The sequence below is a fragment of the Sedimentitalea nanhaiensis DSM 24252 genome (genome assembly GCF_000473225.1).
Classification (GTDB): Bacteria; Pseudomonadota; Alphaproteobacteria; order Rhodobacterales; family Rhodobacteraceae; genus Sedimentitalea; species Sedimentitalea nanhaiensis.
The window spans coordinates 377,363-391,327 of the sequence record NZ_KI421509.1 but is presented as its reverse complement, the minus strand read 5'-3'; the positions used below and the strand labels follow the sequence as shown (position 1 = coordinate 391,327).

The window sequence follows — 13,965 nt, the reverse complement described above, 5'->3', positions numbered from 1 at the left end:
CGGTGTTTGTGCCCTTCTTCGAAAACCTGCGCAAATCCGGCGTGCCGGTCAGCCTGCGCGAATATCTGACCTTCCTTGAGGGCATGAAAGCCGGGCTGGCCACCTATGATGTCGAGGCGTTCTACTATCTCGCGCGGGCGTCGATGGTCAAAGACGAACGCAACATCGACAAGTTCGACCGCGCCTTTGCCACCAGCTTCAAGGGGCTGGAGGCGATCAGCTTTCAGCAGGTGATCGAAGCCGTGGACATTCCCGGCGACTGGCTGCGCAAGATGGCCGAAAAACATCTCTCGGATGCGGAAAAGGCCGAAATCGAGGCGCTTGGCGGCTTTGACAAGCTGATGGAGACCCTGCAAGAGCGGCTCAAGGATCAGCAGGGGCGCCATCAGGGCGGCAACAAATGGATCGGCACCGCCGGCACCAGCCCGTTTGGTGCCTACGGCTATAACCCCGAAGGCGTGCGTATCGGTCAGAAGGAAAGCCGCCACCAGCGCGCGGTCAAAGTCTGGGACAAGCGCGAGTTCAAGAACCTCGATGACACCGTCGAACTGGGCACGCGCAACATCAAGGTGGCGCTGAAACGTCTGCGTCACTGGGCCCGCGAAGGCGCGGCCGAGGAGCTGGATCTCGACGGCACCATCCGCGCCACGGCCGAACATGGCTATCTGGATGTGAAAACCCGCCCCGAGCGGCACAATGCCGTCAAGGTCGTGTTGTTTCTGGACATCGGTGGCAGCATGGACCCCCATGTCAAAGTGGTCGAAGAACTGTTTTCCGCCGCCCGCAGCGAATTCAAGCATCTGGAACATTACTATTTCCACAACTGCCTTTACGAAGGCGTGTGGCGTGACAACCGCCGCCGCTGGGATGCACAGATCCCCACCCACGACGTGCTGCGCACCTACGGGCCGGACTACAAATGCATCTTCGTCGGCGACGCCAGCATGTCGCCATATGAAATCGCCTATCCCGGCGGCGCCAATGAACATTGGAATCCCGAGGCCGGCAGCGTCTGGCTGGAGCGCGCCCGCGAACAATGGTCCAGCAACCTGTGGATCAATCCGGTGCCGGAACAATACTGGGGCTACACCCATTCGATCCAGATGATTCAAGAGATCTTTGGCCCCGAAGCCATGGTCCCGATGACCCTCGCCGGACTCAGCCGCGGCATGAAGCAACTGACCCGCTGACCCGTCTAGGGAGCCAGCCTGACGCACCGGTTCAGCTTTGCCCCGAACCGCCAGGGCCGCGTTAACACCCTGTCAGTAACCCCCACCGCGCGCGCCGTTAACCTGCGGATCCCGGCCCATACCCACGTCGCCTATGTACGGGTGCCATACCCGTCATCGCCAGCAAAACAAGGAGGTTAACGCCGATCCGGCGCAAAATCCGCGGAGCCCGTTGCGCATTGACCCGGCGTCCCTTCACCCCCATATCTACGCCATGCTCAAGTTCACGCCCATCTTGCTGGCAATCCTCTATGCGTTGGCCATGTACCGCTTTTCGGTCTGGCGCACCGGCAAGGAGCTGGACGCAAAGTCGACCGAACTGGCGGATCCCGCGCTCAAGCAGTTGACCGACCGGCTCGCCGCTTCGCTCGATCTGGCGCGGATTCCGGTCTATATCTACGAAATCGACCCGGTGAACGGCCTCGCGGCACCGGACGGGCGCATTTTCATAACCCGTGGATTTTACAGGAAATTCCGCAATGGCGAGGTCACAGGCGAAGAAATGGCAAGCGTCATCGCCCATGAACTGGGCCATGTCGCCCTGGGCCACGCACGCCGTCGGATGATCGACTTTTCCGGCCAGAACGCCCTGCGCACCGCCTTGATCATGGTTCTTGGTCGGTTCGTTCCGTTCGTCGGGGTCTGGATCGCCAACATGCTCACCTCGGTGTTGGCCAGCAAGCTGTCGCGCTCGGACGAATACGAAGCGGACGCCTATGCCGCCGCCCTGCTGACCAAGGCCGGGATTGGTGTCGGGCCGCAGAAATCCCTGTTTCACAAACTGGATAGTTTGACCGAGAAACGCGCCGGAATGGCCCCCGCATGGTTGCTCAGCCACCCGGATACCGCCCAGCGGATCGCGGCCTTGGAACAGCTGGAATCCCGTTGGAAAACAAGCGACTAAAGGGGAGAGGCGATCAAGGCCTTGGCCAACCGTGGCAGGCGCGCCTTTTTCAGCAACGGACGCATCTGCCATTGTTTCCCAGACAGGCGGCTGGCCTCGGCCAGAACCCGTTCGGCGACCTGGGAAATCCCGTCCGGGTCCGCTTGCCAAAGCCGATGCAGAAACCCATCGGGATCGACCCGTTCCAACCCCTCCTCGGTCAGGATCTGGCGCGGAAAGTCTTTGGCATTCAAGGTCATGATCGCATCCGCCGAACTGCCGACCGCCACCGCCAGGACATGCAGATCGCCAGCGTCCGGCAGCCACAGCCGGGCCTCGATACCGGGTGCGGCAGGCTGCTCGGCTTGCGGCCATTCGGCACGCAACAGCGCGATTTCCGCCCGCGCCTGGGCTTCCCCATCGACTCCCAGCTTGATCGCGGCGCGGGCCCATTCTTCAAGAATGCGCGCCGACCACAGCGGCGTGAAATGCCGCGCCCGCGCCGCGCCCAGCACCATTTCGCGCATCACCGTCGGGTACAACACGCAGGTATCGATGACGATTTTCACAACCGGTAGAACAGCGCTTTGAGATAGCCGCTTTCGGCCAGCTGCGGCAATTGCGGATGATCTGCCCCGGCAAACCCGGTGTGCAGCAATTGCGCCGACCGGCCAGCCCGGCCAATGCCCCGATTGCAGGCCGCCCGAAACCGCGCCAGATCGGCGGCATGCGAACACGAGCACAGGCCCAGATACCCGCCCGGTGCCACCAGCGGTGCCGCCAGCCGGGCCACACGCTCATAGGCCCGCAGCCCCGCGTCCAGCGCAGGTTTGGCCGGTGCAAAGGCCGGCGGATCGCAGATCACAACGTCAAATACCGCGCCTTCTTCACGCAATGCCCCCAGCACCGCAAACGCGTCTCCCTGCCGTGTGGCAAAGCGATCCGCTGCTCCACTGGCCTGAGCGCCCTGTTCAGCCAATGCCAAAGCCGGGGCCGATCCATCCACCGCCAGCGCCGAAGCCGCCCCCCCGGCCAGAGCGGCCAGAGCAAAGCCCCCGACATGCGAGAACACATCCAAAACCCGCGCGCCCTCCGACAGTCGCGCGACAAAGGCGTGGTTGGGCCGTTGATCGTAAAACAAGCCGGTCTTCTGCCCGCCCGTCAGATCGGCCAAATAGGTTGCACCGTTCATGGGCACCGCAAGCGGAGCGGTCGGAGCGGCCCCATTCAGAATACCGGACACATCGTCCAGCCCCTCCAATGCCCGCGTCCGTCCACCGGCATTTTTAAGCACATGCGAAACCCCGGTGACAGCAATCAACGCCGCGGTCAGATCCGGCAAACAGGCTTCGGCCCAGGCCGCATTCGGCTGCACCACACAGGTGTCGCCGAACCGGTCGATCACGACGCCGGGCAAACCATCGGCCTCGGCATGGATCAGCCGATAATAGGGGTCCGGGAAAAGCCGCGCGCGCAGCTCCTGTGCGCGGGCGATGCGCTGCGCGAACCAGGCCTGATCTACCGTCGTCGCCGGGTCCTGGTCCAGCATCCGGCAGATGATTTTCGATCCTGGATTGACGGCGACCAGCCCCAGCGGCGCCCGGGTCTCGTCTTCGAGCACTGCCAGTGTGCCTGGCAACAGCGCCCTGGTGCGCCGGTCGGTCACCAGATCCGATGCATAGACCCAGGGAAATCCGTGCCGCAGACCGCGGGCATCGCTTTTGGGTTTCAGGCGGACTCGGGGGGGATCAGAGGGATGTGTCATTTCGCCCTCATACCGGGATCATCGGGGGGGCGAAAGGGCATATGGCAGTGGTGCGTGCGCTCAGTTCCGGGGCCGTGCCCGCCAACCGCCCCTGCGCTGCGGCGTCGCCACCGATGCCAATCCGTCGCGCATTACCGTGGTCATCGGGTGGTCGGGTTTCGGTTCGCCATAGCGCTCCAGCAGAACCCGCAATGCCTTGCCGGTCTCTTGCCCTTCCGGCAGGCTGAGCGCCCAGTCCAGAAAGATCGATCGGCATTCCGAGGCGGTGATTCCATCGATCCGATAGGCCTCGTGAATCAAGCCCTTGGGATCGATCAGCGCATCCCCCTTCATCCGTCCTCTCCCTGTTTCAATGCACCGGCAATCAGTGCTGTCGCCTGTTCATAGTGGCCTTCCAACGCGTTCTGCAGGTCCTTCAGGCTGTCATATCCGGTCGTCCGGCACAGGAATGCCGCCGCGCCGTCGCCCATGTCACGCACATCTACCGCCTTTTCGGACAACAGTCGAACCGCCGTTTGCACCGACCAGAAAAGATCAAAGCACGCGCCCAGATCCGTAGCATCTGCATCTGAAAGCCACCCGCAATCAACCGCCCCGGCCAGCCCGCCCTGCACGTCTCGGGCCGCCGAGCCCGACAAGAGCGCTCCAGTCTGGGCGATCAGTTCGATGTCCATCATTCGACCGGGTCCGGTCTTGGCGTCCCATACTCCGGCGGGCGATTTGGCGGCGGCGATCCGCGCGCGCATCTCGCTGACCTCTTGCAGGATCTGCTCGCGCACGCGCGGCGCGGCCAGCACCGACTGACGGAACGTTTCGATGTCAGCTGCCAGACCGGCATCGCCCGCGACCACGCGGGCGCGGGTCAGGGCCAGATGCTCCCAGGCCCAGGCATCGTTCTGCTGGTAATTCCGGAAGCTGGCCCAACTGGTCGCGACCGGCCCCTGCGTGCCCGAAGGACGCAGGCGCATGTCCACCTCGTAAAGGCGTCCCTGTGCCATCGGCGCGGTCAACGCGGTGATCAGGGCCTGTGTCATGCGCGCGTAATACAACCGCGAGGCCAGCGGACGCCTCCCATCCGAGCTTTCTACATCGAGCGGGTCGTAGATCACGATCACATCCAGATCGGACACCGCGTTCAGCCGCCCCGCGCCAAGCGACCCCATGCCAAGAACCGCCGCCCCGCGCCCAGGCGGATCGCCATGTTTGGCGGCAAACTGCGCCACGACGACCGGGCAAATCGCGGCGATCACCGCCTCGGCCAGATCGGCATATTGCGCGCCACTGGTCGGACCGTCGATCAGCCCCCGCAGATGATGCACACCGATGCGGAAGTGCCATTCCTTTGTCCAACGACGTGCGGCATCCAATTGGCGTTCATAGTCCGGCTCTGCCTCAAGAATCCCGGTCAGCTCGCGTCTTAGCGCTGTGCAGCCGGGCCAGTCGGCAAAAAAGTCGCCGCCGATCACCGCGTCGAACACTCCGGCATTGCGTGACAGGTGGCCGGCCAATGCGGATGACGTGCCGACGATGTCCACCAGCAGATCGATCAACTGGGTATTGGCCTCAAACAGCGAAAACAGCTGCACACCGGCGGGCAATCCGGCCAGAAACCCGTCCAGCGCCATCAGGGCCTCGTCGGGTTTGGCGGTCCGCGCCAAGCGGCTCAGAAGTTCCGGGCGCAGGCGATCGAATATCTGCCGGGCGCGCTGTGAACGCAAAGCCGGATAGGTGGGCCAACGCGCAAGGATGCTGGCATCGAAGCTGGCCGGTTCTGCGACCGCCGATGGCGGCGGGTCAGGCGCAAAGAACCCCTCGGTCAATTCATGCACTTCGGTCAGCCGGCGCTCCAGGTCCGCAATCAGACCCTTCGCATCCGCCCCCATCAAACAGGCAATGCGCTCGATCCCCTCGGGCGATTGCGGCATCCGGTGGGTCTGTGCGTCGTTCACCATCTGGATGCGGTGTTCAACCTCACGATGCGCCCGGTAATGGTCGCTCAACCGATCGGACACGTCTTCCGGCACCCAGCCCTTGCCCGCAAGCGCCGCCAGCCCCGCAACGGTTTCACGCTGGCGCAACCCGGTATCGCGCCCGCCGGCGATCAGCTGTCGCGTCTGGGTGAAAAATTCGATTTCTCTGATACCCCCACGACCCAATTTCATGTCATGCCCCGGCACCGACAATGCGCCGCCCAACCCCTTGTTCTCGCGGATGCGCAACCGCATATCATGAGCGTCCTGAATCGCGGCGAAATCCAGGTGACGGCGCCAGACGAACGGCGTCAGCGTCTTCAGGAACCTCTCTCCGGCCTGCAAATCTCCCGCGCAGGGACGCGCCTTGATATACGCCGCCCTCTCCCATGTCCGCCCCAGGCTCTCATAATACCGCTCCGCCGCCTCGGTCGCCATGCAGACCGGGGTAACCACAGGATCGGGTCGCAGCCGAAGATCGGTGCGAAAGACGTAACCTTCGGCTGTGCGGTCGCTCAGGATGCTGCACATGTTGCGCGTGGCCCGCACCATGCCCTGTCGGGCTTCATAGAAATCGCCCGGATCAAACCGGGTTTCATCAAACAGACAGATCAGGTCGATATCCGAAGAATAATTCAGCTCGTGTGCGCCCATCTTGCCCATCGCCAACACAAACAGCCCACCCGCCGTCGCCACGTCGTCCGGGGTCTGCCCTGGCAGCTTGTTGCGCCGGATCAGGTTGGCGATCTCGGCCCTGATCACGACGTCACAGGCCAGGCCGCCAAAATCGGTCAGAACACCCGTTACCCGCTCCAGCGGCCAGGCCCCTGCCAGATCCGCCAGCGCCGTGATCAGTGCAACCCGCCGCTTGGCCTGCCGCAGACCGGATTTCAGCCGATCCGGCGCGAGTTCTTCGATTTCGGAGAAACAGGCCTGGATGCACCCATCCGGATCGTCCAACGCAGCCAAGAGCCATGCCGCTTCCTTTTCGACCAACCCCTTCAAAAACGGGCTGGATCCCCCGGCCCCGGCAAGCAAAAGCGCCAAATCGCCATCGGCCTCGGGAACAGCGGCGCAGGTTTCCGCGCCCAGGTCCGGGTCGAACGGGCGAGGCAAGCGGGTGATGGCATGGATCAAAGACATGGGCGCAGACTGTCGCCGACAGCGGCAATGGTCAATGCAGCATCGACTTGAAACAGACCGACATTCCGCGCAAGGCTGTACATTATGAGCAAAAGCCTGAACCGTGTCCGCGCCGCCCTGCAGGCCGCCGGAATCGAACCGCAGATCCGTGAAACCGCCCTCGCGCGTACCGCCGCCGATGCAGCGGCCGCAGTGTCCTGCAATGTGGACCAGATCGCCAAGTCCATCATCTTTCGCGGCGAGACCAGCACCAGAGCCATCCTGTTCCTGACCGCCGGGGGCAGCCGGGTGGACGCAGTCAAGGCCGCGCATCTTGCTGGCGAGCCGCTCGGCAAGGCCGATGCCGGTTTGGTGCGGACCCAAACCGGGTTTGCCATTGGCGGCGTTTCGCCCGTGGGTCATTTGAATCCGATCCGTGCGTTTCTGGATCCACGCTTGCTGGATTTTCCGGTCATCTGGGCCGCTGCCGGCACGCCGCACCACGTCTTTTCTGTAGAACCCGCGATTCTACAGCAGATTTCAGACGCGCAAGTAGCCGATTTCTCGATCCAGCCGTAGCGGTTGGAGTGATATCCATGAAACCTGAAAAGGGCCGACGACCGGCCTGAAACCCGTAAGACTTCGTCCCGGCAACGGCTTTTCGACAAGACTTTGGCGATAAGGTTCTTGCGATGCCGAGTACCCTTCCGGGCGCTCTCGGTCATATTACATCATTGGAAACGGTGGCGATAAGGCCGGCATATGCAATTGCACGAACCCGCCGACCCTCGCGTCCATCTCGATGGAATACTCAGGTGCCCACTGACGCACATGCCATCGCGTGACTTGTCCCGAGCGCAGGCGCCCCATACATTGGCTCATGCGCCAATATGGTTTGGTGCCGCGTTTGCTGACATTCGGCGCGACTAGCCGCAACAGCCGGACTCCTGACACGTCGATATGGCCACGCGCGCGTGACCGCTGACACGATTTTTGACCGAAACTCTGGCGGAACCCGTCCACAAATTTGGTCCAGAAGGGCGCGGGATTACATTTTTGCGCCAGCTTGTCCGGTGCCGCCTGCCATGTCGCGTTGGGGCATTTTCTGCGGCGAGGGCGACTCGAGAGCGATGCGCCAGGACAGCCAACCCACCGCATGGGCCGCCCAAGCCGGAGCCCGACCATGCTGCGGTCAAGCAGGATTTCGCCACCCGCGATACATAAGCCTCGGTTTATCGGCAGATTTTCGCCACTTTGCGGCGAAACGTCCCGATGCGACAGCTTGCCTTCGCAACTGTCTTGCTCTTGAAGCGGGCGCTGTCTATCCACCCGCAAGGTGCGTTTGCCAAGCCATTCGGCACCGCTTGGGGGAACAGCGAGGGATGGGCCTGTGAGATCACGTCTTGCGATCAAGACACACGCGGTTCTGGAGCATTTTTTTCCTGAACGGCGGCTGTTTCTGAAATCCGACACAGATACACGTTTTATACGTCTGCGCCCCGCAACCCAACTGCTGACCTATGCCGGCGCAGCGGCCGTCATTGCCTGGGCGATCATCGCCACCGCAGTCTTGCTGATGGACAGCATCGGCTCTGGCAACTTCCGCGAGCAGGCAAAGCGTGACCAGATCACATATCAACAACGCTTGAATGCTCTGTCTCTTGAACGCGACGCCCGCGCCGAAGAAGCCCTGGCGGCGCAAAACCGGTTCAATGCCGCACTTCAGCAAATCTCGGTCATGCAATCCGAGCTGCTGCAATCGGAAACCCATCGGCGCGAGCTGGAAACCGGTATTGACGTAATTCAGGCGACGCTGCGCAGCACGATGCAGGACCGCAAGGCGGCACAGGATGCCTTGGCCAATCTGGAAGCCCAAACCGCCGATGGCGATCCCACATCCCCGGACACGGATTCGCAAATCCCGGTCGCCTTCCTGGCCGGTGCCCTGGCCGATACAGCGCGCGAACGCGATCAGATTCTGGCCGACGCCCAAGCCGCCCTGCTGACAGCAGAAAAGCTGGAACATGACATCAAATTGATGCAGGAAAAGAACAATCAGGTTTTCCAGCAGCTTGAAGAGGCCATGACCATTTCAGTGGTGCCGCTGGACAAGATGTTCCGCAGTGCCGGTATGCCAACAGACAAGATCATCGATCAGCTGCGGCGCAACTATAGCGGTCAAGGTGGCCCTCTGACCCCGTTGTCGTTTACCACCCGTGGCGAGGACGACCCCACCGTCGATGAGATTCGCGCCAACAAGATCCTGAACCAGATGGATCTTTTGAATCTTTACCGTATTGCCGCCGAGCGTGCTCCGTTTGCCAGCCCGGTGCGAGACGCTGTGCGTTATACCAGCGGTTTCGGCCATCGTCGCGATCCCAAGACAGGCGGTCGGAGAATGCACAACGGATCGGATTTTGCCGGGCCTTCGGGGACGGACATCTTTGCCACGGCGGATGGTGTGGTCACCCATGCGGGCTGGCAATCCGGCTTTGGCAAACTGGTGACAATCCAGCACGATTTCGGCATCAAGACGCAGTATGCCCATACCTCTCGCATTCTGGTGAAGAAGGGCCAAAGGGTCTCGCGCGGGGATCACATAGCTGATATGGGTAGCACCGGACGGTCGACCGGTACCCATCTTCACTACGAAGTCCGGGTCAATGGAACACCTGTTAACCCCATGATCTACATCAAGGCTGCAAGCAATGTTTTCGAAAAGCAAAATCAACGAGCCCGGGTCGAAAGCGACCGATGACACCAGACCGGCTGCGCCCAGCAGTGCGCCGGCCTCGGCTTCGCCCAACGAGTTCAAACCCAGCGCAGCAAAGCCAAAGCCGCCCGCATCTACCCTGTCGGCGGACCTGCATATCACCGGCAACATCAAGACCAGCGGCGACATCCAGGTCGAAGGTACGATTGACGGCGACATCCGTGCGCATCTTCTGACCATCGGCGAAACCGCTACCATCAAGGGCGAAGTGGTTGCCGATGACGTGGTGATCAATGGCCGAATCGTTGGTCGCGTGCGTGGTTTGAAAGTCCGCCTGACATCGACCGCGCGCGTGGAAGGCGACATCATTCACAAGACCATCGCGATCGAAAGCGGTGCCCATTTCGAAGGTTCGGTTCAGCGTCAGGATGACCCGCTTAATCCCGGACGGCCGGGCAAGGCACCGGGTGCCAACCCTGCTGCCACAAAGGCCGACGTACCAAGTTAAGTCGAGCAGACCACAAGAGAAACAGGCGTCTCCCACGAGCAGGGCGGTGCCTGTTTCCGCGTTTGGCCCCCAGTCAATCCTCGATGATCGCATCCAGGGGCAAAACAGGCCGGTCGGACAATGCCAACCGGCATGGTTTTTCACCCGCGATACCCATTCACGTTGGGTCCGGTCGTGTACCCGGTGAACTTTGAACCGACTTGGGGGAATTCGGTGTATCGCCGGATTCACCGGCGCCGCCAGAACGGACGCCTTCGCCAAAAGGCGGGCGGGCGGCGGGTTTTGACCGCCACACGCAGGAGCAACGCAGAGCGCGTGTCAGTCGGTGATTGTCACGCTTTTCATGACATCGGGCTGCCCGACCACCGAGCCGTTCTGGCCAGTCCCGCGCTTGATCGCATCCACCACATCCATACCGTCGGTTACGCGACCGACGACCGTGTATTGGCCGTTCAGAAACGATCCCTCATCGAACATGATAAAGAACTGACTGTTGGCACTGTTCGGGTCCTGCGACCGCGCCATGCCGACAACGCCCCGCTCAAAGGGAACCTCAGAAAACTCGGCCTTCAGATCGGGACGATCAGAGCCGCCCATTCCGGCACGGCCCATGTCTCCCCCCATCTTGCCGAACTGAACATCGCCGGTCTGGGCCATGAAGCCGTCAATGACTCGGTGAAACACGACGCCGTCATAGGCACCGGCACGCGACAATGCCGCGATCTGCGCCACATGTTCAGGAGCCACCTCTTCGAGCAAATCGATGGTGACGGTGCCATTGGCCCCCTCGCCTTCAATCTCGATCTGCATTTCGGTCGCGTTAACCAATGCAGGGCTGGCGACCAGGGCGATAACAGCGGCAAGTCTATGCATCGGCCGCTACCTTTACATTAATCATCCGATCCGGCGCCGCTGGCGGCTCGCCGCGCACAATCGCATCGACATGTTCCATGCCGCTGATCACACGGCCATAAACCGTGTATTGCCCGTTCAGGAAACTGTTGTCCTTGAAGTTGATAAAGAACTGCGAGTTTGCACTGTTCGGATTCGCCGAACGCGCTGCGCCCAGGGTTCCACGCTCATGCGGCAATTTCGAGAATTCCGCCGGCAGATCGTCCATATCGGAGCTGCCGGTTCCGGCCATACGGATATTGAAACCGTCTTCCATGTCGCCATGCTGGACATCGCCGGTCTGGGCCATGAACCCGTCGATCACGCGGTGAAAGCAGACGTTATCATATGCACCGGCACGGGCCAGGTCCTTCATGCGCTGGCTGTGCAGCGGCGCAACGTCGGGCAGCAATTCGATAACGACCGTGCCGTCCTTTAACTCTATCAGGATTGTGTTCTCGGGGTCTTTGATCTCGGCCATGTGGCTCTCCTGTCTTACCAAGTTGCGCCGATACCTAAGGCGGCTGTGCCGGAATGCCAAGTGAGGCATTGACGAAGCCGTAAAATGTGAGGAAAAGCGCCTGATATTTGATGAAGGGGATTGTATTATGGGCTGGAACACGCTGGACGATATCGAGCTTGTGGGAAAGCGGGTTCTGGTCCGGGTCGACATCAACGTCCCGGTCGAAAACGGACAGGTCACCGATAATACACGAATCCGCCGTCTGACACCAACCGTCACCGACATCATTGCCAAGGGGGGGCGCCCGATTCTGCTGGCACATTTCGGTCGCCCCAAGGGTCAACATGTGCCCGAAATGTCCCTGCTTCCGCTGGTTCCCGCCCTGCAGGCCGCGTTTGGCGTGCCGGTTGCCTTTTGCGCCGACAGCCGCGGCCCCGCCGCCCTGGCCGCTGTCGATGCGTTGCCCGAAGGCTCTGTATTATTGCTTGAAAACACGCGGTTCCACCCCGGTGAAGAAAAGAACGACCCGGATCTGGCGGCCGAATTCGCAGCTCTCGGCGACATCTATTGCAACGACGCGTTTTCGGCTGCGCACCGCGCACATGCCTCGACCGAAGGGGTGGCCCGGTTGTTGCCCGCCTGCGCCGGACGCCTGATGCAGGCGGAAATGACAGCGCTCGAGGCAGCATTGGGCACACCCAAGCGCCCGGTTGTCGCAGTCGTTGGCGGAGCCAAAGTGTCCACCAAGCTGGATCTGCTGGGCAACCTGGTCGAAAAGGTCGATCACCTGATCATCGGTGGTGGGATGGCGAACACCTTTCTGGCCGCGCAGGGTCTCGATGTGGGCAAATCGCTGTGCGAACATGACATGACCACCACCGCAGCCGAAATCCTGACCAAGGCGCGCGACGCAGGCTGTGCCATTCTGTTGCCCAGCGACATCGTCGTAGCCAGCGAATTCCGTTCCGATGCCGACAGCACGATCGTTCCGGCGGATCAATGCCCGCCCGATGCGATGATCCTGGACGCCGGACCGGAAACCGTGGCGCGCATCGCCGCCGTGTTCACCGGGGCCAAGACTCTGATCTGGAACGGCCCGCTTGGGGCATTCGAAATCGCCCCGTTCGATGCCGCAACCAGGGCCGCCGCCCAAAAGGCGGCCGAATTGACCCGCGTCGGCGATCTTGTCAGCGTCGCCGGCGGCGGCGATACCGTTGCCGCGCTGAATCAGGCCGGGGTGGCCGGAGATTTCACTTATGTCTCGACCGCGGGCGGCGCATTTCTGGAATGGATGGAGGGCAAGGCCCTGCCAGGCGTCGCGGCCCTGAACCGCTGAATGTGGCCAAGGTTTGATTGCTAGCGCAAACAGATAGGTTTTCGCGTCAACACGATTGAAACGACGCAAGGGCTGGCCTAAGACCGCCTTGCCCCCGGCCCGTCCGGATGCGGGCACCGGATCTAAAAAATAGGTAGACGAGCACATGTCCAAGGATATTCAGACCCAGCAAATGACATCCGGAGCGGGCTTCATCGCGGCGCTGGACCAAAGCGGTGGATCGACTCCCAAGGCTCTGAAACTGTATGGCGTAGACGCCGATGCCTATGGATCCGACGATGAAATGTTCGATCAGATCCATGCCATGCGCAGCCGGATCGTCAAGTCACCGGCCTTTACGGGCGAGCGCATCGTCGGTGCGATTCTGTTTGAAATGACCATGGATCGGAAAATCGACGGCACACCGACAGCGCAATACCTGTGGGACAAGCGCCGGGTGGTTCCGTTTCTGAAGATCGACAAGGGTCTTGAGGACGAAGTCGACGGCGTGCGCCTGATGAAGCCGATGCCCGACCTGGACGCGCTGCTGGACCGCGCCGTCAAAGCGGGGATTTTCGGAACCAAGATGCGTTCGGTGATCGACGCGGCGTCCGCCAGCGGTATCGCGGCCAATGTGGCACAGCAATTCGAGGTGGCCGCTCAGGTTCTGGATCACGGGTTGGTGCCGATCATCGAACCCGAGGTGACCATCAGCATCGCCGACAAGGCCGAGGCCGAAGACATTTTGCTGGCGGAGCTGACCCGCCATCTGGACCTCCTGCCCGAGAGCCGGCAGGTGATGTTGAAACTGACGCTGCCGGAAAAGGTCAACCTGTATGGACCGCTGGTCGATCACCCACGTGTGATGCGCGTCGTGGCACTGTCCGGTGGGTACAGCCGCGACGAGGCGAATCGGCGGCTTGCACAGAACCGTGGCGTGATCGCATCCTTTTCGCGCGCGCTGACCGAAGGACTGTCAGCGGACCAGTCCGACGAGGCGTTCGATAAGGTGCTGGCCGGGACGATCGACAGCATCCACACAGCATCGATTTCTGGTTAAGCCTGACGAGGACGTTCTGCAGCAATCTGTTGCCGACCTCCCCTAA

At 61.7% G+C, this 13,965-nt stretch carries 13 protein-coding genes; 7 read left to right on the top strand and 6 right to left on the bottom strand.

From position 1 onward, the window contains the following. The first annotated feature begins 2 nt into the window (after positions 1 to 2). Together NANH_RS0103485 and NANH_RS0103480 are read left to right on the top strand one after the other, a co-directional pair. The gene (locus NANH_RS0103485; protein ID WP_027260775.1) at positions 3 to 1,190 is read left to right on the top strand and encodes a vWA domain-containing protein; all 1,188 of its coding nucleotides are present in this window, start codon (positions 3 to 5) and stop codon (positions 1,188 to 1,190) included. A 253-nt stretch (positions 1,191 to 1,443) separates the two neighbouring features. Next, positions 1,444 to 2,133, top strand: a complete 690-nt coding sequence (locus tag NANH_RS0103480; RefSeq protein ID WP_027260774.1) for a M48 family metalloprotease — start codon at positions 1,444 to 1,446, stop codon at positions 2,131 to 2,133. Here NANH_RS0103480 and NANH_RS0103475 read toward each other — a convergent pair. Genes NANH_RS0103475 through NANH_RS0103460 form a run of 4 tightly spaced genes read right to left on the bottom strand, consistent with a single transcriptional unit; the run spans position 2,130 to position 6,990 of the window. Then, positions 2,130 to 2,681, bottom strand: a complete 552-nt coding sequence (locus tag NANH_RS0103475; protein ID WP_027260773.1) for an RSP_2648 family PIN domain-containing protein — start codon at positions 2,679 to 2,681, stop codon at positions 2,130 to 2,132. The two genes, NANH_RS0103480 and NANH_RS0103475, sit on opposite strands and share 4 nt — an antisense overlap. Next, positions 2,678 to 3,877, bottom strand: coding sequence for an RSP_2647 family RNA methyltransferase (locus tag NANH_RS0103470; protein WP_027260772.1), 1,200 nt, complete (start codon positions 3,875 to 3,877; stop codon positions 2,678 to 2,680). Before NANH_RS0103470 ends, NANH_RS0103475 begins: the two co-directional genes overlap by 4 nt. Before the next feature lie 60 nt (positions 3,878 to 3,937). Next, entirely contained in the window at positions 3,938 to 4,210 is a 273-nt protein-coding gene (locus NANH_RS0103465; RefSeq protein WP_027260771.1) for a hypothetical protein, read from the bottom strand. After that, on the bottom strand, positions 4,207 to 6,990 hold the full coding sequence (locus NANH_RS0103460) for a [protein-PII] uridylyltransferase family protein (protein ID WP_027260770.1): 2,784 nt from the start codon (positions 6,988 to 6,990) through the stop codon (positions 4,207 to 4,209). Before NANH_RS0103460 ends, NANH_RS0103465 begins: the two co-directional genes overlap by 4 nt. An 84-nt stretch (positions 6,991 to 7,074) precedes the next feature. Here NANH_RS0103460 and NANH_RS0103455 point away from each other — a divergent pair, with 84 nt between their 5' ends. The 3 genes from NANH_RS0103455 to NANH_RS0103445 all read left to right on the top strand — a co-directional run bounded on the left by NANH_RS0103455 (position 7,075) and on the right by NANH_RS0103445 (position 10,190). Beyond that, the gene (locus NANH_RS0103455; protein WP_027260769.1) at positions 7,075 to 7,548 is read left to right on the top strand and encodes a YbaK/EbsC family protein; all 474 of its coding nucleotides are present in this window, start codon (positions 7,075 to 7,077) and stop codon (positions 7,546 to 7,548) included. Positions 7,549 to 8,359: 811 nt separating this feature from the next. Then, on the top strand, positions 8,360 to 9,727 hold the full coding sequence (locus NANH_RS25360) for a M23 family metallopeptidase (RefSeq protein WP_051372223.1): 1,368 nt from the start codon (positions 8,360 to 8,362) through the stop codon (positions 9,725 to 9,727). Then, positions 9,678 to 10,190, top strand: coding sequence for a bactofilin family protein (locus NANH_RS0103445; protein ID WP_027260768.1), 513 nt, complete (start codon positions 9,678 to 9,680; stop codon positions 10,188 to 10,190). The genes NANH_RS25360 and NANH_RS0103445 overlap by 50 nt, the downstream gene beginning before the upstream one ends. A gap of 318 nt (positions 10,191 to 10,508) precedes the next feature. Here the strand turns inward: NANH_RS0103445 and NANH_RS0103440 are convergent, their stop codons facing one another. Continuing rightward, positions 10,509 to 11,063 (bottom strand): peptidylprolyl isomerase, encoded by a 555-nt coding sequence (locus NANH_RS0103440; RefSeq protein WP_027260767.1) that lies wholly within the window; start codon positions 11,061 to 11,063, stop codon positions 10,509 to 10,511. Further along, complete coding sequence (locus NANH_RS0103435) at positions 11,056 to 11,562, bottom strand: peptidylprolyl isomerase (protein WP_027260766.1); 507 nt, start codon at positions 11,560 to 11,562, stop codon at positions 11,056 to 11,058. Before NANH_RS0103435 ends, NANH_RS0103440 begins: the two co-directional genes overlap by 8 nt. A 127-nt stretch (positions 11,563 to 11,689) precedes the next feature. Between NANH_RS0103435 and NANH_RS0103430 the strand changes: the two genes are divergently transcribed. Then, entirely contained in the window at positions 11,690 to 12,880 is a 1,191-nt protein-coding gene (locus NANH_RS0103430) for a phosphoglycerate kinase (protein WP_027260765.1), read from the top strand. 145 nt (positions 12,881 to 13,025) lie between these two features. Then, entirely contained in the window at positions 13,026 to 13,919 is an 894-nt protein-coding gene (locus NANH_RS0103425; protein WP_027260764.1) for a fructose bisphosphate aldolase, read from the top strand. The last annotated feature ends 46 nt before the right edge of the window (positions 13,920 to 13,965 follow it).

Excerpts from the sequence above, each read along its gene's own strand:
- NANH_RS0103480 (WP_027260774.1), top strand. The coding sequence starts at position 1,444 with ATGCTCAAGTTCACGCCCATCTTGCTGGCAATCCTCTATGCGTTGGCC.
- NANH_RS0103470 (WP_027260772.1), bottom strand. The coding sequence starts at position 3,877 with ATGACACATCCCTCTGATCCCCCCCGAGTCCGCCTGAAACCCAAAAGC.
- NANH_RS0103465 (WP_027260771.1), bottom strand. The coding sequence starts at position 4,210 with ATGAAGGGGGATGCGCTGATCGATCCCAAGGGCTTGATTCACGAGGCC.
- NANH_RS0103460 (WP_027260770.1), bottom strand. The coding sequence starts at position 6,990 with ATGTCTTTGATCCATGCCATCACCCGCTTGCCTCGCCCGTTCGACCCG.
- NANH_RS0103455 (WP_027260769.1), top strand. The coding sequence starts at position 7,075 with ATGAGCAAAAGCCTGAACCGTGTCCGCGCCGCCCTGCAGGCCGCCGGA.
- NANH_RS0103445 (WP_027260768.1), top strand. The coding sequence starts at position 9,678 with ATGTTTTCGAAAAGCAAAATCAACGAGCCCGGGTCGAAAGCGACCGAT.
- NANH_RS0103440 (WP_027260767.1), bottom strand. The coding sequence starts at position 11,063 with ATGCATAGACTTGCCGCTGTTATCGCCCTGGTCGCCAGCCCTGCATTG.
- NANH_RS0103435 (WP_027260766.1), bottom strand. The coding sequence starts at position 11,562 with ATGGCCGAGATCAAAGACCCCGAGAACACAATCCTGATAGAGTTAAAG.
- NANH_RS0103430 (WP_027260765.1), top strand. The coding sequence starts at position 11,690 with ATGGGCTGGAACACGCTGGACGATATCGAGCTTGTGGGAAAGCGGGTT.
- NANH_RS0103425 (WP_027260764.1), top strand. The coding sequence starts at position 13,026 with ATGTCCAAGGATATTCAGACCCAGCAAATGACATCCGGAGCGGGCTTC.